Origin of the sequence: Nostoc sp. CMAA1605 (genome assembly GCF_021596505.1) — a bacterium.
In the GTDB taxonomy this organism is placed as follows: domain Bacteria; phylum Cyanobacteriota; class Cyanobacteriia; order Cyanobacteriales; family Nostocaceae; genus Trichormus.
Map to the genome: position 1 here is coordinate 1 of NZ_PJIZ01000004.1, position 18,272 is coordinate 18,272.

The window sequence follows — 18,272 nt, forward strand, 5'->3', positions numbered from 1 at the left end:
CTTGGATTATTAAAAATAAACGTTGCTGTACCAGTGTCACCACTGCGCGATCGCGTCAACCGTACCTCTGGAATTACGTCTTCGTCTAGTCCCCTGGAAAACTGGATTTTCGCCATGATGAATGAATTTAAAGTTTTGTAATCATTAGTTTAATATTCTCTCATCATTTGGTGGAAATTGGAGATTGGGGATTGGGTATTGGGGATTGGGGATTGGGGATTGGGGAAGGGGAGAAAAGGTAGACAAGGTAGACAAGGGAGGAGAAAAACTAATGACTAATGACTATTGACTATTGACTATTGACCATTGACTCTTTCTCCAATATCAAAGTTACTGGCCCATCATTTTCGATACTCACTTGCATCATTGCGCCGAATTTACCTGTTTCTACTAGCAAACCACTAGCTTTTAACTTCGCCACAAAACTGTTATATAATTCCTCGGCTTGGGAAGGGTTGGCTGAACGGTCGAAGGAGGGACGGCGACCTTTGCGACAGTCGCCGTAGAGGGTAAATTGGCTCACTACTAATAACTCACCAACAATTTCTTGTACAGATTTTTGCCACCTGTCACCGTCTTCTGTATCGGGAAATAGACGTAACTCTAGACATTTACGCGCCATCCAATCAAGTTCTACATCTGTGTCTGTGTCAGCAATACCTACGAGTAAATTCAAGCCTCGGCCAATTTTGCCAATGATTTCACCGTTAACACTAACTTGAGACGATTTCACTCGCTGGACAATTACACGCATAATAGTGATCTTTCTGAAACAGCCACTAGATGTTACTTGCTCACAAGCTTAAATCTTGACACAGCTTTAACACACCCTACTTGATATTGACTTGATAAATTAGCTTTAAGTGATAGTTTCTTGATTTTTCCAACTAAGTTGGTATTAGGTCTTTAGCTTTGTGCGTCTCAAAAATGCTTAATTTATAAACTTTTTGTCAGCCAATACAGTTCAGATGTATTACTGACTTAATCTTAAAATACCAACCAGCAGCGTAAATACAACCAACTTTTTTGGTATTGTTAGAGTTGAGTTCTCATTTACGAGAAATTACGTAACTCACACTGCTGAGTCCCATCTTGGTTTCGTCACCAATTAAATTCTTTAGGCTAATCCAACGCGAAAGTCTGGCGATCGCCAGGTAACAGTGCTTTCGATGTAGTCGAGTATACACACCAGTCATTGCAATCATGGTGTGTACATTCTCCTGTCTGCAATTGTCTTGACATTGGAAATCAGGAAATAAATCCTTATGAAATCAACAAAAATAAAGCATTTTGTAACTGGTGTAACTAGTGCTGCGATCGGTGCTGTGATAATCACTAGTATTGAAATCCCCCAAGCACAGGCGGTAAATCTTGTGTTTAATGGTGATTTTGAACTGGATTCTAGTTACAATCCCAGCTACAGTCCCGATGACACTGCTACCTGGACTAATAATCCCAACATTACAGGCTGGACTAAAACTAGTGATAACCCTACATCTCAATCGATTAGCGTCATTAAAGGAAACTACGACGCAATTGTAGGTTACTATGATACATACGGTACTGGTAAAAGCACTCTGAGGGGTGGAGGATATTTAGACTTTGGTTACTTATCACAAAATCTAGCTACAACACCTGGACAGGTATACAAATTAACATACAAACTGAAAACAGATGACTGGCCACAGTTTACAGATAACACCTTTCAAGCTTTTATCGGTGGTAGCAAGATTTATCAGCTCAATAATATTCCTTTTAAACCCTTTACTCCTGACTCATACAACCCCTATACAGAGTACACCTACAATTTTCTGGCTACAGACACAACTACAGAACTCAAATTTGGTTACAGAAATCCCAACGGTTTCTTTTTCTTAGATAACGTTAGTGTGGAAGTTGTAGAAGAAGCACCGACATCAGAGGGAACAATTACAATTACTGGTGTAAATCCTGGGGAAGTTCAACCATCAGTACCCGCAATTGGTGGAAATATCGACTATCCAGACACCGATACATACTATATTCCCGACCCTAACGACAGTCCCGACTATTTTGTAGATCCTGACAATATCGTCGTTAATAGTGGTTTTGAAGTAGACCCACTTGTCAGTCCAGTCGATCCCACATTGCCTAACCCCTATATTACGGGATGGGTAAATGATAGTGACCCTACTGGATATGGTTGGTATGGTTTTCGAGAGTCCAATTATCCCGACACAGGATATCGCAGTTTAGAATTGCGCGGAATCGGCTTCATTTCACAGGTTTTGAACACAGTAGCAGGTGAAGAGTATTTACTGAGTTACACTCTAGCATCGGCTGAAGAGTCCACACCAAACAACCCCTTACTCGGTAATATTTTGCGAACATATGTAGGTGGTAATGTCATTGATGAAAAAGTAGACACTACTTTCCAAGGCTTCACCAAATATCAATATAAATTTGTAGCTACATCATCTACTACAGAATTAAAATTCTTTGGTAGAGTTAACCATGATGGGCTAAATATAGATGATGTCAGCGTTACTTCTGTACCTGAACCATCTATCATCGGCGGAATCTTAGTTTTAGGAATGCTGGGAATCAACAGCCGCAGAAAACGGTTGCTGCAATAAGATTGAAGTCCACTTCAGACAAAATTAAAGACGCGATGAATCGCGTCTTTAATAATTATCTATTTCCCAAAACCTTTACCTCTGTTGGTAGAAGGAAGACAAAGACAGTTTTCTAATTGAGAAAGTAAGGTTTCCTTGTCTAGATTTTGACCAATCAACACTAACTGATTTTTGGGTTCGCCTTTCCAGTCATCATCATCTAAGGTGAAACGCTTACCGCACAGGTGAAAAATGTGACGTTTAGGACTCTCATCAAACCACATGATCCCTTTGGCGCGGAAGATATTTGTCGGTAACTGGTTATCTAGAAAATATTGGAATTTGCGAATAGATAAAGGCTGATCACTTTGGAAGGATATGGAAGTAAAACCATCATTTTCTAAGTGGTTGGAATGATGATGGTGGTCATGGTCGTGATGGTCGTGACCGCAGGTTGAATGGTCGTGGTCGTGATGGTCGTGACCGCAGGTTGAATGGTCGTGGTCATGGTGGTCGTGGTCGTGATGGTCGTGACCGCAGTTTGAATGGTCGTGGTCATGATCATGATGATCGTGATCATGCTCATCAACTGTGTCAAAATATTTGTCAGATTCAAACAGTCCCACGCTGAGGATTAAAGGTAAAGAAACTTGCGATCGCGTCGTTCTTAAAATCCTTGCACCTTCTTTGACTTCGTTGATTTTTCTTTCTAATTCCTCTAATGTAGCTTCATCAACTAAATCTGCTTTGTTCAAAATAATCACATCGCCGTAGGCAATTTGACTATAAGCAGCTTGAGAGTTAAATAAATCTAAACTGTAATTAGCTGCATCTACCACAGTAATAATTGAATCTAGCCGAGTTAAATCCCGTAATTCTGTACCCAAAAATGTTAAAGCTACTGGTAGAGGGTCAGCTAGTCCTGTAGTTTCGACAACTAAATAATCTAGCTTTTCTTCCCGTTCTAAAACTTTATATACGGCATCAACTAAGTCATTATTAATAGTGCAGCAAATACAACCGTTACTCAGTTCCACCATGTTCTCATCAGTGGAAACAATTAACTCGTTATCGATGCCGATTTCCCCAAATTCATTGACTAAAACGGCGGTTTTTAAACCCTGTTGATTGCTGAGGATATGGTTAAGTAAGGTGGTTTTACCACTACCAAGAAATCCAGTAATAATTGTTACTGGCATTCCTTGCTTGGGAGCGTCCATTGGTTGAGAATTGGTTGTAACTGCTGATTGCATAAGACTGTAATCAAAAAATTAGAAACTTCGAGAAAAGTTAAAAATGCTCGTAACGTCAAAAGCCTTAAGAGTTAAATTTCCGCCCTCTGCACTGTTTTTAAATGGTCGTTGTATTTCTGCCGTGATGTACTAGCATAGGGATGCTGGATAATTATTCTTGTTGTTTTATCCTATTATCGCGTATCTCTATTTCAAAGTTACTGTGTTATGACCCTAACTATTTACAATACTCTCACACGTCGTCAAGAACCGTTTGAAACCGTAGAACCAAGCAAAGTTAAGATGTATTGCTGCGGTGTCACAGTTTATGACTACTGCCATTTGGGTCATGCACGTTCTTATATTGTGTGGGATACAATTCGCCGTTATTTAATGTGGCGTGGCTTTGCAGTCACCTATATCCAAAATTTTACGGATATCGATGATAAAATTCTTAACCGAGCTAAAGAACAAGGTTCAACAATGGAGGCGGTATCTAACCGCTTTATTGATGCCTATTTTGAAGATATCCGGCGTTTAAATGTCATGGACGCGGATGCGTATCCCCGCGTGACTGAGCATATTCCCGAAATTCATCAACTGATTCAAATTCTAGAAGAAAAAGGTCTAGCCTACGCCGTTGGTGGTGATGTTTATTACCGTGTAGAAAGATTTCCTGCTTATGGCAAACTTTCCGGTAGAGAATTAGAGCAAATGCAAGCAGGTGCTAGCGGTCGGCTAGATGCAGAAGAATCAGAGGCGAAAAAGCAACACCCCTTTGATTTTGCCTTGTGGAAGGGGGCAAAACCAGGTGAACCGGCGTGGAGTTCACCGTGGGGTGAAGGTCGTCCAGGATGGCACATTGAATGCTCGGCAATGATTCGCTCTAGATTAGGAGAGACAATTGATATTCATGGCGGTGGTGGTGATTTGATTTTTCCCCACCATGAAAATGAAATTGCTCAGTCAGAAGCCGCTATTAATAAACCACTGGCGCGTTACTGGACACATAACGGGATGGTGATGGTGAATGGACAGAAAATGTCAAAGTCCTTGGGTAATTTCATCACCATTCGCGAATTATTGGATGGGACAGGAAATTGGCATGGTGAACCAGTCAACGCAATGGCGGTAAGATTATTTGTTTTACAGGCACACTACCGCAAACCCTTAGATTTTACTGAAGAAGCGATCGCCACTGCGGAAAATAGTTGGAAAACCCTCAAGGAAGGCTTACTTTTTGGTTCACAATACGGTGAGAAACTGGGATGGGGTCAAGAATCTACGATGATTCCCGAACTTGTTAGCCGTTTTCAAGAACTAGGGGATGATGACTTTAACTTCTCCGGTGGTTTAGCGGTGTTATTTGAACTAGCCAAAGAACTCCGCCGAGAAGGCAATATTTTAGTGCATGAAGGAAAAACCAAAACCCCCCCCGACGAACTTCACCGCCAATGGTATACCCTAATTACCTTGGCTAAAGTTTTGGGTTTAGAAGCCGCCCCAGATGATGAAACCATAACAAAAGATGGTTTAAGTGATGCCGACATTGAGGCTCTAATTCAGCAAAGACAAGACGCACGAAAAACCAAGAACTTTGCCGAAAGCGATCGCATCCGCAACGAATTACAAGCTCAAGGTATAACTTTAATTGATAGCCCGCAAGGTACACGTTGGCATAGAAATTAGGGAATGGGGACTGGGGACTGGGGACAAGGTAGAATTTATTTCTGCATTAGCACTCATTACTTATTACTTATTACTCATTACTCAGCACTCACTACTCAGCACTCATTACTCAGCACTCACTACTTACTCAAATCATTATGTGGTCTGAACTTACGAAAGCGATCGCTAGTTTTAAAATACCTGCTGATTGGATCGGTATCCGAGTTGTCAAGGAAACTGCTGCTAACCATTATGTCCGTGATGGTTTGCCGCAAGCTAACGGCAAAACTATGACAATGGGCGCAATGTTAGAGGTTTTAGTTAATGGCTGTCTGGGTTACGCCGCAACTAATTCTCTGGAATTACCATCTTTGCAAGCGGCGGCGGAAATAGCGTATAAACAAGCACTCGCTGCTAGTGAATGGTGGATTTATCCTTTCCGAGTTACGGAACGTCCCAAAGTTGTGGGTGAATATAACTCGCCATTTTTACAACCCCTGGATGCTTTATGTCCAGGAGAAATTAATGATTTGCTGGTGCGGATGTGTCACACTCTGAAAGTAAACGACAACATTGTCCAAACTTCAGCTAATGTCAATACCAATCAAAAAGAGAGTTGGTTTGTCAGCAGTAATGGTTCTGAAGTGTATCAGAAGTTTATCTCTTTAGGAACTAATTATGGGGCGATCGCTCAAGATGGGGCAATAGTCCAACAACGTAGCAATAACGGTTGGCAAGCACACTGTTATCAAGGTGGGATGGAACTGTTACACCGAGAGAATTTATGGCGACAGGTGCAGCAAATTGGCGAACAAGCGATAGAACTGTTAACCGCCGAAGAATGTCCCAGCACCCGCACTAATTTAGTATTAGCCCCCGACCAAATGATGTTACAAATTCATGAAAGTGTCGGACATCCCCTAGAACTCGACCGTATTTTAGGAGATGAGCGTAACTACGCCGGCGGTAGTTTTGTCAGAACCAGTGATTTCGGTACATTAGTCTACGGTTCACCCTTGATGAATATTACCTTTGATCCCACCGTCGAGGGTGAATACGCCAGCTACGGCTTTGATGATACGGGCGCAGTCGCTACACGGGAATATTTAATCAAAGATGGTGTATTACAACGGGGTTTAGGTAGTTTAGAAAGCCAAGCTAGGGCAGGTGTTCCAGGAGTAGCCTGTGCGCGCGCATCCTCCTGGAATCGCGCTCCTATCGACCGCATGGCTAACCTGAATTTAGAGCCAGGTAACGCCAGTTTTGACGAGATCATTAGTAACATCGAACACGGCGTTTACATGGAATCTAACCGTTCTTGGTCAATAGACGATCGCCGTTATAAATTTCAATTTGGCTGTGAGTATGCCAAATTAATTGAAAATGGTAAACTTACCAAAACTCTCCGTAATCCTAACTATAGAGCCACAACCCCAGAGTTTTGGCACAGCTTAATCCAAGTTGGTAATGATTCCAACTGGGAAATGTACGGTACACCTTTTTGTGGTAAAGGCGAACCCAACCAAGCAATTTGGGTAGGACACGGTTCACCAGTGTGTGTATTTGCTGATGTCGAAGTTTTTGGCGGAGGAAGTTAATAGGAGTGCTGAGTGCTGTTAGCGGAAGCGGGGCTTTTAGCCCGTGCTGAGTAATGAGTAATGAGTAATGAGTAATGAGTTTTGTTAGGGGCAGGGAGACAAGGTAGAAGTTTTTACCCCAATTGCCCATGCCCAATTCCCAATGCCCAATTCCCAATTCCCAATCCCCAATCCCCAATCCCCAGTCCCAATATGAAACAAGAAATATCCCATTTAGAAGCAAGTTTTAATCAAATATTAGAAACTCTGTTGGTAAAAAAAGCAGAAAATGAGGAATTTACGATCAAATTGAACTGTGAGCGCAGTCAATTTACTCGCTTAAATCATGCTAAAGTTCGGCAAACTGGCTATGTGGCTGATGGCTGGGTAGAATTAACTCTGATGACCAATAAACGCAGCAGTTTTCGTCAATTTCCTTTTACTGGTAACGGTGAAATTGACTGGCAAGTAGCATATCATGCGTTACTAGAACTCAGGGATGAATTACCTGTATTGCCTGTTGATCCCTACTTGGTTTTACCATCAGGAAATAATACCAGTCATGAGGTCAATATAGGTAATTTGCTGTCAGAAGATATATTAGTTTCTCATATTTTAGAAGAAGTTAAAGAATTAGATTTTACTGGTATATATTCTGGGGGAATTGTTATTAGAGCCTATGGGGATTCTAGTGGACAAAAACATTGGTTTGCTACTGACTCCTTTACATTAGACTATTCTTTATTTATTGAATCTGGACAAGCTGTTAAAGGTATATTTGCTGGTAGTAATTGGGATGCAACAGCCTATGCTGCTAAAATTAGTGAAGGTAAAAAACAACTCAAATTACTATCTAGTACACCCAAAGAATTACCAAGAGGACAATACAAAACTTACTTTGCACCTGCGGCTGTCGCTGACTTATTAAGTATGCTCTCTTGGGGTGCTGTCAGTGAAGCAGATATCCAACAAGGGAACAGTGCTTTAGCAGGTTTATCGCGTCAAGAGAAAGAATTATCTCCTTTATTTAATTTAAAAGAAAACTTTCAACGAGGATTGGTACCGCGATTTAATGAGTTGGGAGAAATTGCGGAAATTGAAACCCCAATCATTAGTAATGGTATTTTAATCAATACTTTGATTAATTCTCGCACCGCTAAGGAATATGAAAAAATTGCTAACGGTGCTAATAGTTCTGAAACTTTACGTGCGCCAGAAATTAGTCCAGGTAATTTAGAATATGAGCAAATCTTGTCTAGTTTAGATACAGGCTTGTATGTATCGAATTTACATTACTTAAACTGGAGCGATCGCCCCACAGGTAGAATTACAGGTATGACCCGTTATGCTTGTTTTTGGGTGGAAAACGGGGAAATTGTCGCGCCTATAGAAAACCTGCGCTTTGATGAAAGTCTCTATCGTTTTTGGGGAGAAAATTTAATTGACTTTACCAACTTTCAAGAACTCATTCCTGAAGTCGGTACATACGAAAGTCGTCAACTAGGCGGAAGTTTAGTCCCAGGAATGTTAGTTAATGATTTTACCTATACCTTGTAATTAAATATTGTCTTCAAAACCTATAAAATTAATGTTTAACGCCATATTAATTGTATTTCTGTCTACATTAGCAATATGGCAGAAACTAGCTAACTGTTTTAGATAAGTAGGGGCGGGTTTTGAGAAAAATTCACGCTGGCAAAGCAGACTTTTTTCAAACCCGCCTTTACTTTAGATTTCATCCAAAATCCACAATCTAAAATTCGCTGGAGTCAACAGTCCGTTTTTTAAGATGGGATACAGACAAAGCCAATAAACCCGCTAGTCCCAAAGCAATAGTTGTAGAAGGTTCTGGTACTTTTTCAACTCGAAAATCAAAGCTAAATGTCCCAGATTCTTGATAGTTATTACTTAAATCCACCAGCTTAAATGTTGCTGAATATTTACCTGGTGTTGCTGTTTTTTGTGTCCAGAATGTGGGAGTAAAGGAAAAATCATCACCACCACCAAGGGTATAAATATCACCTATCGACTGGAGAATATTTTCCCCAGATTCATTAGCAATATTCAAACCACTACTAATTTCTACCAACTGTAAACCAATTGTTGCACCAGTCAGAGGCGATCGCCAACGACCACCAGAACTATTAAACAAATATTGATCAACTGCTTCCGTCGCATCGGCTAAGGAGGTGATAGAGGCAACATTCAGATTGCTATATTCTTCATGGGTGTCAGCACTCACCAAGCGACCAGCATAAATTCCTGTCCCTGGTAATAATTGCAGTGGTAAAATTCCTGTGTAAGTTTCGGGAATTCTATTGTTCGCATTAGTTGAATTCACACTTGGGTTATCTACAGTACCCAAGTAACTATAAGCACCAATGCCATGAAAATGACTACTAGCTGCATTCTCTTCTCGGTGGGCAAATAAGAAGGTTAAGCGATTGTAGTTGGGGTTATTTAATCCTGTATACGTGCCACTTGCTAGCACTTGTAAACTATCTAAACCCACGTAAAATTCTGTGTCATCGCTATGAATACCATCAGCTTTTGCTGGTGAGATATCCATTGATAAAACTAATGGTGCAGCCAAAAATAAGCCCACAGCAAGATAAGCTTGCTTGCGCCAGCCGCTAGTGTATTTTGAAACCACTGGGTTTTTCCATTAAAGTATAATTTTTGCTAGTGATAACGATTATCATTTTATCGCCTTGCTTGTCAATGAAGAATTTGTTAAAAAGTAGAAGCCTGTACCAATTTTGGATTTTAGATTTTGGATTTTAGATTAAAAGCCTAGATTCTTAGGCTATTCCAAAACTCCGAAACAATACTACCTATCTCAATTTGGTATTATTGGCTAATTGTGAATATTTATGAATAGAGATAAATCTAGAAACAAAACATAGTAGTAATTAGCGTGAGCAATCATGGCAAATCCACGCAAAAATCTAAAAAGATTTATCATGGTGATAATGATTATCCATAAGGTGAGATAAGAGGTTTAAAAATATGGTGGCGGAAGTAATCACCAATTCAGTTCCTGTGACTGTTTTAACTGGCTATTTAGGAGCAGGAAAAACAACTTTACTTAATCACATCCTCACCTACGAACACGGTAAAAAAGTAGCTGTGATCGTCAATGAATTTGGGGAAGTAGGTATTGATAATCAATTAGTTATTAATGCCGATGAAGAAATATTTGAAATGAATAATGGCTGTATTTGTTGTACAGTCAGAGGTGATTTAATCCGCATTATTGGTAATTTAATGAAGCGGCGGGATAAATTTGACCATTTAGTGATAGAAACCACAGGACTAGCCGACCCTGCACCAGTAATTCAGACATTTTTTGTAGATGAAGATATGCAAGGTCAAATGTCATTAGATGCCGTAGTGACAGTAGTGGATGCTAAACATATTTGGCAACATTGGGATGCAGATGAAGCCCAAGAACAGATTGCATTTGCCGATGTCATTTTACTTAATAAAACAGATTTAGTTGCAGCAGCAGAATTAGATGAATTAGAAAAGCGGATTCGCGATATGAATGCGATCGCTAAAATTTATCGCACGCGCAACTCCGAATTATCAATGGATGCCTTATTAGGTGTCAAAGCCTTTGATTTAAGCCGCGCCTTAGAAATAGATCCCGATTTCTTAGGAGAAGATGCCCACGAACACGATGAGACTGTTTTTCCGTCGCCTTAGTGCAGGATGGGGAAATTGATGGGGAAAAATTAAACGCTTGGCTATCACAACTATTGCAGACCAAAGGGCCAGACATCTTCCGCATGAAAGGCATATTAAATATTGCTGGAGAAGATAATAGATTCGTTTTTCAAGGTGTACATATGCTATTTGATGGCAGACCTGATAGACCTTGGAAGTCCGACGAAAAACGCAAAAACGAACTAGTTTTCATCGGTCGCAACCTTGATGAAGCACAATTAAAACAAGATTTTCTAGCTTGCTTTATTTAATTTGGGAATAGGGAATGGGGCATGGGGCATGGGGCATTGGGCATTGGGCATTGGGCATGGGGCATTGGGCATAGAAGTAAAATCTCCCTTGTCTCCCTTGTCTTGCTTATTTCCCGATTCCCAATTCCCCATTCCCAATTCCCAATTCCCCATTCCCGATTCCCAATTCCCAATTCCCGATTCCCCAATTTATGAACACAACAACCAGCAAATCTAAAGAATTTGAAGAACATTACTCAGGGACATTAGCAGATTATGTCACTGCGATCGCTTGGTCGCCAAAGGGTGATAGTCTGGCTGCTACTTCGGCGGCTGGGGAAGTGGTAATTTGGCGAGATGGTGAATTGACAACTCTGCAACCTGGTAATGGTCAATCAGTCGATTGTGTGGCTTTCTCTAGGGATGGTCAATTTCTGGCTGTGGGTGGACAAGATGGACAGGTGAAGATTTGGCGCGGACAAGAATTAATCGCCACCCTGGAAAATGCGCCGGCTTGGGTAGATAAATTAGCTTGGAATCATGTTAATAACCAGTTGGCATTTAGTTTAGGGCGTTATGTGCAAGTTTGGGATGCTGATACTAGTGAAGTTGTCGCTACTGTAAATTTTGCTGACTCTTCGGCTTTGAGTATCGATTGGCGCGTTGATGGGGAATATCTCGCCATTGGGGGAAATCAAGGCGTTAAAATTTGGCACGCCCAAAACTGGGATGAAGAACCATATCTTCTGAGTATGCCGACTGTTAGCGTGGCGATGGGTTGGTCTACTGATGGTAAATTCGTTGCTTCCGGTAACATGGATCGCAGCGTCACTGTTTTAGAGTGGAATAACCCCGATCCTTGGGTAATGCGTGGCTTTCCTGGGAAAATTCGCCAAATTGCTTGGTCAGAAATTAAAACGAAAGTCGGCGCACCATTATTAGCGACTTCCAGCGTCGAAGGAATCGTGGTTTGGGAAAAGCTAGAGGATGAAAACTTAGGTTGGGAAGCGCGAGTGTTAACTAATCATGTGGGTGTGATTAATGCGATCGCTTTTGCACCCAATAGCTTACTGCTTGCATCTGCGGCTACAGATGGTTGGTTGTGCTTGTGGAACAAAGCCAAACAAGTCTCCCAAATTCTCACAGGCGTTACTGATGGCTTTTCCACCTTAGCTTGGCATCCCCAAGGCAAATTTTTAGCCGCAGGTGGCGACCAAGGCGACATCCTCATCTGGTCTAAAGTTATACGCGGTCAAGGGTTTGGTCGTAGTTAAGTGGTGAGTGGTGAGTGGTGAGTGCTGTTAGCGGTAGCGCGGCGTTTAGCCGGTGCTGAGTTAGTTGAAGCTAGCTAATAAAATTGGCTATGCTGTAGCAACAACCAACTGGAATATTAGTAACTATGAGACTACTGAAATTGATTTTATTAGCTTGTCCTGTATTTATCGCATCCATAATTATGGTAGCTAGTCCAGCCAATGCTAATCCAAAACCTACATTTGACCATCAAGGTATTGCGGTGGAATCTGTACAGTCTGTTGCAGATATAGTAGTTCCCCATTTAACTTCTACATCTAATCCGATTACGGAACAACTAGGTTGCAATTGTGCTAATTGCTTACAGTCTAAATTTCAACTTTTACAAGGTAAATTGCCATCTGTAGATTTTTAATTGTTAAAATCGAAAAGTAACAGATCCCTAATTTCTACAAGAAGTTGGGGATCTTATTTTTCATGAATTGAACGGGGAAACAAGAAATAGGGAATAGGTAATACCAATTCGCAATGGACTAACGTCCCGCTACGCTAACGCAATTCGCAATTCGCAATTCGCAATTCGCAATGGACTTCGTCCCGCTACGCTAACGCAATGGACTAACGTCCCGCTACGCTCTAAGCGCATCTATGCCGCAGGCTTTATGCAATTAAGAAATTCAGATACCATCTTGGGTTCAAGCTTTGCATCTGTTGCTTAATTTTGGAGAATTGGTGTAACAAACCTCTGTCAGTTCCCTTAGCCAAAGATTGGTGATAGTTTATGTTAAAAAAACTAATCAAAAATACTACTTCTCGACTGGGATTATTGTGCTTGACAATTGCCTGCTTTGGTTGCGGAAATCAAGCGGTAAATACATCCTTTACCCAAACTTCCACAACAGATAATGAAAATCTGCCTCAAGTGGTAGCGACTACTAATGTACTCTGTGATTTAGTGAGGCAAGTTGCTGAGAACACCATTAATCTCACTTGTATAATACCTCCTAATGCTAATGCTAAAAACTATCAACCAACACCAGAAGATCGGGCAGCGATCGCTCAAGCTCAATTAATTTTTTATAATGGCTACAATCTAGAACCACAATTAATTAAAACCATTAATAATAGTAATAATAAATCCCTAAAAGTTGCTGTTAGCCAAATTGCCGTTACTAAACCGCAAAGATTTATAATTAATGGTCGTTCAGTTGTCAATCCTTATATTTGGCATAATCCTAAAAATGCCGTGAGGATGGTAGATGTTATTAATAATAATTTAAAGAAAATTTCTCCTAATAACTCTGATATATATCAAGAAAATACTAAAAACCTTAAAAACCAAATTATTCAGTTAGATAAATGGGTTAAATCTAGAATTGCTAGTATTCCTAAAGATAAACTAAGAGTAATTACAACTAATAATGCTATAGATTATTACACCAAAAATTATGGTATTCCTGCTGCCAGTTTCGGGAATGAAACTCAAGCTACAGAGCAAAGAGTCAAGAATTTAGTGCGCTATATCCAAAAGTCAAAAGTACCTACTGTTTTTGTAGAAAATAATGTCCAAACTAGGCTAATAGAATCAGTAGCCGCAGCCGCAGATGTAAAACTATCAGAAAGGCAACTATATACTCAAGACTTAGGAGAAACGGGAAGTTATGCAGACACTTACCAAAATATGATCACCGCCAATACGCGCACTATTGTAGAAGGCTTAGGCGGAACATACTTAATTTTCCCCCCGAAAATACAGCAATCTCAAAAGTAGTGGTACGACTTATCATAATTTGTGTGGCGGACTACTAGCCATAAGTTAAGGTAATTTCCTAGTCTCAATACTAATCAAATACTCAACTTTCCTTATGCAAAAAACTCTGACTTCAGTATAGGGACAAAATTTTGTTGATTTTATAGAGTAAACCCATCTGGTAAGGATAATTATCACAGAGACCCCTATCTTATAACAATTTTGAATTTGGGATTAAAAGCTTAAATTCGAGGATCAGGGTTTCAGACTTCAGTGCATGAGTTCTAATTTTTACCAAACCCAGTTGGAGCGGGTGTAGGGGTGTAGGAGGGGTATATGGGTGTAGGGGAATAACTACCCAACTTAACTCTTGGGTTAAAAGCTCTACTCCTTAAACCGTGTTGAGTAGAATTTCAACCCATGCCCAACAGCTTAAACCCCTACACCCTTGTACCCTTACACCCCTATACCCCTAATGAATTGGTGTTTCGCGAATTCCAACCAACGTTAGTATCAGAGGGATGGATATGAAACTAGAAGGAAAAGTGGCGTTGGTTACAGGTAGTAGCCAAGGGATAGGACAGGCGATCGCAATTCGGTTGGCACAGGAAGGAGCAAGTATTGTAATTAATTACCGTTCTCACCCCGAAGGCGCGGAAGCAACCTTAGCACAGGTAAAAGAAGCTGGCGGTAAATGTCACATGGTGGACGGTTTGACAATTCAAGCTGATACAGGAATCGTTACCGACGTACAGCGCATGATTGCTGATAGTATTGCTCACTTTGGTAAGTTGGATATTTTAGTAAACAATGCTGGTATCGAAAAGAACGCTGATTTTTGGGATGTGACGGAAAAAGATTATGATGCCGTGATGAACGTGAATCTCAAAGGTGTATTTTTCGCGACACAAGCATTTGTGAAACATTTGCTAGACACCAAGCAACCAGGCAAAATCATTAATATCAGTTCCGTACACGAAGAATTACCCTTTCCTCACTTTGCGGCGTACTGTGTGAGTAAAGGCGGCTTAAAAATGCTCACCCGTAACCTAGCCGTTGAACTAGCTCCTCACGGGATTACCATTAACAATGTTGCACCAGGGGCAATTGAAACACCCATTAATACCAAACTTTTAAACGATCCTGAAAAGTTGGGCGCACTTTTGAAGAACATTCCCTTGGGACGATTAGGACAACCAAAGGATGTTGCATCTCTTGTGGCCTTTTTAGCTTCTGCCGATTCGGATTATGTCACAGGCACAACATTCTTCGTAGATGGTGGCTTGCTGTGGAATTATCAGGAACAGTGAGGGAGGGAAGAGGCAGGGGGCAGGGGGCAGGGGAGCAGGGGGACGAAAGAAGACAAGAGGGGGAAGTGATTCCAATGCCCAATGCCCAATTCCCTATGCCCAATGCCCAATTCCCTATGCCCATTTTGCAAGTCTATTAGCCAGTATTAATAACTGATTAATGGAGTTCTCAGACTGATCGGCGAGTATTAATCATTCTCCAAGACGAATTTTGAAGTGGTATGACTCCAGAAGAAATCAGATTACGGTTGGATCAAGAACGTGTCGCCTACTGGAAACGCTGGGGGCCTTATTTGAGCGATCGCCAGTGGGGTACGGTACGGGAAGATTATAGTGACAATGGGACGGCTTGGGATTATTTTCCCCATGATCAGGCGCGATCGCGTGTTTATCGTTGGGGTGAGGATGGAATTGCAGGCATTTCTGATAGTCGTCAGCGTTTGTGTTTTGCGATCGCCCTGTGGAACGGTAATGATGCAATTCTTAAGGAACGCCTGTTTGGACTGACGGGAACAGAAGGCAATCACGGTGAGGATGTTAAAGAATATTACTTCTATCTTGACAATACGCCTACCCATTCCTACATGAAATGCCTGTATAAATATCCCCAACAAGCATTTCCCTATACGCAATTGGTGCAGGAAAATCAACGCCGCAGCAAGTATGAGCCGGAATTTGAGTTACTAGACACGGGTATTTTTGCCGATAACCGTTATTTTGATGTGTTCGTTGAGTATGCCAAAGCCACACCGGATGATATTTTAATTCAAATAGCGATCGCTAATCGTAGTTCCCAATCTCACAACCTCCATCTTTTACCGACACTCTGGTTTCGTAATCTCTGGGCTTGGAATCCTGAAGTTGAAAAGCCTTTTATAAAGGTGGTGCAGTCAGACAGCAACTTCAGTTTAATTGAAGCCAACCATTCAACCTTGGGGACTCGCTGGTTGTATTGCCAAGGAGATGGCGAACTTTTATTTACTGATAATGAAACTAACTACGAACGCCTGTTTGGTTTTGAAAATGGTTCACCCTATGTCAAAGATGGCATAAATGAATATGTAGTTAATGGCAAAACCACAGCCGTCAATCCCAACCGCATCGGTACAAAATTTGCGGCTCATTATCAATTAGACATCGCACCAGGGGAAACTAAAATTGTACGTCTGCGCTTGAGTGATGTGCAGACATTGACTGATCCCTTCGGCGCATATTTTGACACCACTTTCCAAACACGCATTGCTGAAGCGGATGAGTTTTACCATCGCCTTTGTCCCTTCCCCATATCAGAGGATGAGCGCAACATTCAGCGACAGGCTTTTGCTGGATTACTCTGGAGTAAGCAGTATTATCACTATGTCGTCCATAATTGGTTAAATGGCGACCCTGGACAACCTCCACCACCAGCCGCACGAAAAAATGGACGTAACCATGAGTGGATTTCTTTATTTAGTGAAGATATTCTCTCTATGCCCGATAAATGGGAATATCCTTGGTTTGCTGCTTGGGATTTAGCCTTTCATCTGATTCCTTTAGCTGTCATCGATCCAGATTTTGCCAAACTGCAATTAGACCGATTGACACGGGAATGGTATATGCAGCCTAATGGACAGATGCCTGCTTATGAATGGGCTTTTAGTGATGTTAATCCACCTGTGCAAGCTTGGGCAGCCTTGCGGGTTTATGAAATTGAGCAGAAAATTTATCAAAGAAGCGATCGCGCTTTTTTACAAAAAGTCTTTCACAAGTTATTGTTGAACTTTACTTGGTGGGTAAATCGCAAAGATGTAGAGGGCAAAAACGTCTTTCAGGGCGGATTTTTGGGACTAGATAATATTGGAGTATTTGACAGGAGCAAAGAACTACCCACAGGCGGACATCTCAACCAAGCCGACGGCACAAGTTGGATGGGAATGTACTGTTTAAATATGTTAGCGATCGCCTTGGAACTTGCCAAGGAGGATGCTACCTATGAAGATATTGCCAGCAAATTCTTTGAACATTTCCTCTATATTGCCGATGCTATTGATGGTATTGGGAATGCAGATATTTCTCTATGGAATGAGGAAGACGGCTTTTATTATGATGCCTTACATTTACCCGATGGCAGACAATTACCTCTCAAAGTGCGCTCAATGGTGGGGTTAATTCCTCTCTATGCCGTTAACGTGTTGGAACTAGCCACATTAGAAAGGTTTCCCGGCTTTAAACGCCGTATGGCTTGGTTTATCCGCAACCGCCCCGACTTAAAAAATAACGTTGCCTGTATGGAAACACCAGGAGTAGGGGCAAGAAGACTATTAGCGATCGCCTATCGGAGTAAACTGCAACGTATCCTACAAAGAATGTTAGACGAGAGCGAATTCTTAAGTCCCTACGGAATTCGCGCAGTATCTAAGTATCATCTTGAACATCCATACGTCTTACACGAAGGACAGAACGATTACTGTGTCCGCTACGAACCTGCCGAATCGACTACCAGTTTATTTGGTGGCAATTCCAACTGGCGCGGGCCGATTTGGTTTCCTGTGAATTACTTAATTATAGAAGCCCTATGGAAATTTTATGACTACTTTGGGGATGAATTGCAAGTAGAATTTCCCACAGGCTCAGGGCAACAAATGACACTTAAACAAGTAGCGATCGCCCTATCTAATCGCCTCATCGCCATTTTCAAGCAGGATAAAGACGGTCGTCGTCCAGTGTATGGTGGTCAAGAAACCTTACAATCCGATCCCGATTGGCGCAACTATATCTTGTTCTACGAATACTTTCATGGCGATAACGGTGCAGGAATTGGGGCTAGTCATCAAACAGGTTGGACAGGATTAGTTGCAGCCATGATTCTCCAAAATGCTGAACACAAAGCATAGATTTAGACATCTATATTCTTACCTTACACCCCTACACCCTTACACCCCTAAACCC

The 18,272-nt window shown here is 41.3% G+C and carries 16 protein-coding genes and 1 pseudogene; 11 read left to right on the top strand and 6 right to left on the bottom strand.

Annotated elements, in window-relative coordinates; translation table 11 throughout:
• From psb28 to CV014_RS02365, 3 genes are all read right to left on the bottom strand, one after another.
• Positions 1-116: photosystem II reaction center protein Psb28 (gene psb28, locus CV014_RS02355; RefSeq protein ID WP_329608319.1), on the bottom strand; the 116-nt coding region annotated here is incomplete at its 3' end.
• 173 nt (positions 117-289) lie between these two features.
• On the bottom strand, positions 290-754 hold the full coding sequence (gene dtd, locus CV014_RS02360) for a D-aminoacyl-tRNA deacylase (protein WP_236140556.1): 465 nt from the start codon (positions 752-754) through the stop codon (positions 290-292).
• 295 nt (positions 755-1,049) lie between these two features.
• Positions 1,050-1,205 carry a hypothetical protein gene (locus CV014_RS02365; RefSeq protein WP_236140557.1) on the bottom strand — a complete coding sequence of 52 codons (156 nt, stop codon included), beginning with the start codon at positions 1,203-1,205 and terminating at the stop codon, positions 1,050-1,052.
• 60 nt (positions 1,206-1,265) lie between these two features.
• Here CV014_RS02365 and CV014_RS02370 point away from each other — a divergent pair, with 60 nt between their 5' ends.
• Positions 1,266-2,615: a DUF642 domain-containing protein gene (locus CV014_RS02370; protein ID WP_236140558.1), complete on the top strand. Its 1,350-nt coding sequence runs from the start codon at positions 1,266-1,268 to the stop codon at positions 2,613-2,615.
• Between the two features lie 59 nt (positions 2,616-2,674).
• Here CV014_RS02370 and CV014_RS02375 read toward each other — a convergent pair whose 3' ends face one another.
• Positions 2,675-3,847, bottom strand: coding sequence for a CobW family GTP-binding protein (locus CV014_RS02375; protein WP_236140559.1), 1,173 nt, complete (start codon positions 3,845-3,847; stop codon positions 2,675-2,677).
• Between the two features lie 207 nt (positions 3,848-4,054).
• Between CV014_RS02375 and cysS the strand changes: the two genes are divergently transcribed.
• From cysS to CV014_RS02395, 4 genes are all read left to right on the top strand, one after another.
• Positions 4,055-5,515 carry a cysteine--tRNA ligase gene (gene cysS / locus CV014_RS02380; RefSeq protein WP_236140560.1) on the top strand — a complete coding sequence of 487 codons (1,461 nt, stop codon included), beginning with the start codon at positions 4,055-4,057 and terminating at the stop codon, positions 5,513-5,515.
• A complete protein-coding gene (locus tag CV014_RS02385) occupies positions 5,478-5,663 on the top strand; it encodes a hypothetical protein (protein WP_236140561.1) in 186 nt (61 codons plus the stop codon). Before cysS ends, CV014_RS02385 begins: the two co-directional genes overlap by 38 nt.
• Positions 5,653-7,092: a TldD/PmbA family protein gene (locus CV014_RS02390; protein WP_236140562.1), complete on the top strand. Its 1,440-nt coding sequence runs from the start codon at positions 5,653-5,655 to the stop codon at positions 7,090-7,092. Before CV014_RS02385 ends, CV014_RS02390 begins: the two co-directional genes overlap by 11 nt.
• A gap of 192 nt (positions 7,093-7,284) precedes the next feature.
• Positions 7,285-8,628 carry a TldD/PmbA family protein gene (locus CV014_RS02395; RefSeq protein WP_236140661.1) on the top strand — a complete coding sequence of 448 codons (1,344 nt, stop codon included), beginning with the start codon at positions 7,285-7,287 and terminating at the stop codon, positions 8,626-8,628.
• A 196-nt stretch (positions 8,629-8,824) separates the two neighbouring features.
• Here CV014_RS02395 and CV014_RS02400 read toward each other — a convergent pair whose 3' ends face one another.
• Positions 8,825-9,724, bottom strand: coding sequence for an all3515 family Zur-repressed PEP-CTERM protein (locus CV014_RS02400; protein WP_236140563.1), 900 nt, complete (start codon positions 9,722-9,724; stop codon positions 8,825-8,827).
• Positions 9,725-10,080: 356 nt separating this feature from the next.
• On the opposite strand from CV014_RS02400, the pseudogene CV014_RS02405 reads away from it, so the two are divergent.
• Positions 10,081-11,051, top strand: a pseudogene (locus CV014_RS02405) (CobW family GTP-binding protein).
• Here the strand turns inward: CV014_RS02405 and CV014_RS02410 are convergent.
• Positions 11,034-11,204 carry a hypothetical protein gene (locus CV014_RS02410; RefSeq protein ID WP_236140564.1) on the bottom strand — a complete coding sequence of 57 codons (171 nt, stop codon included), beginning with the start codon at positions 11,202-11,204 and terminating at the stop codon, positions 11,034-11,036. The pseudogene CV014_RS02405 and the gene CV014_RS02410 sit on opposite strands and share 18 nt — an antisense overlap.
• A 38-nt stretch (positions 11,205-11,242) precedes the next feature.
• Between CV014_RS02410 and CV014_RS02415 the strand changes: the two genes are divergently transcribed.
• From CV014_RS02415 to CV014_RS02435, 5 genes are all read left to right on the top strand, one after another.
• Entirely contained in the window at positions 11,243-12,304 is a 1,062-nt protein-coding gene (locus tag CV014_RS02415) for a WD40 repeat domain-containing protein (protein ID WP_236140565.1), read from the top strand.
• 125 nt (positions 12,305-12,429) lie between these two features.
• Positions 12,430-12,699, top strand: coding sequence for a hypothetical protein (locus CV014_RS02420; RefSeq protein WP_236140566.1), 270 nt, complete (start codon positions 12,430-12,432; stop codon positions 12,697-12,699).
• 366 nt (positions 12,700-13,065) lie between these two features.
• Entirely contained in the window at positions 13,066-14,055 is a 990-nt protein-coding gene (locus CV014_RS02425; RefSeq protein ID WP_236140567.1) for a metal ABC transporter solute-binding protein, Zn/Mn family, read from the top strand.
• A gap of 506 nt (positions 14,056-14,561) precedes the next feature.
• On the top strand, positions 14,562-15,344 hold the full coding sequence (locus CV014_RS02430; protein WP_236140568.1) for a glucose 1-dehydrogenase: 783 nt from the start codon (positions 14,562-14,564) through the stop codon (positions 15,342-15,344).
• A 221-nt stretch (positions 15,345-15,565) separates the two neighbouring features.
• Complete coding sequence (locus tag CV014_RS02435; RefSeq protein WP_236140569.1) at positions 15,566-18,217, top strand: MGH1-like glycoside hydrolase domain-containing protein; 2,652 nt, start codon at positions 15,566-15,568, stop codon at positions 18,215-18,217.
• Positions 18,218-18,272: the final 55 nt, after the last annotated feature.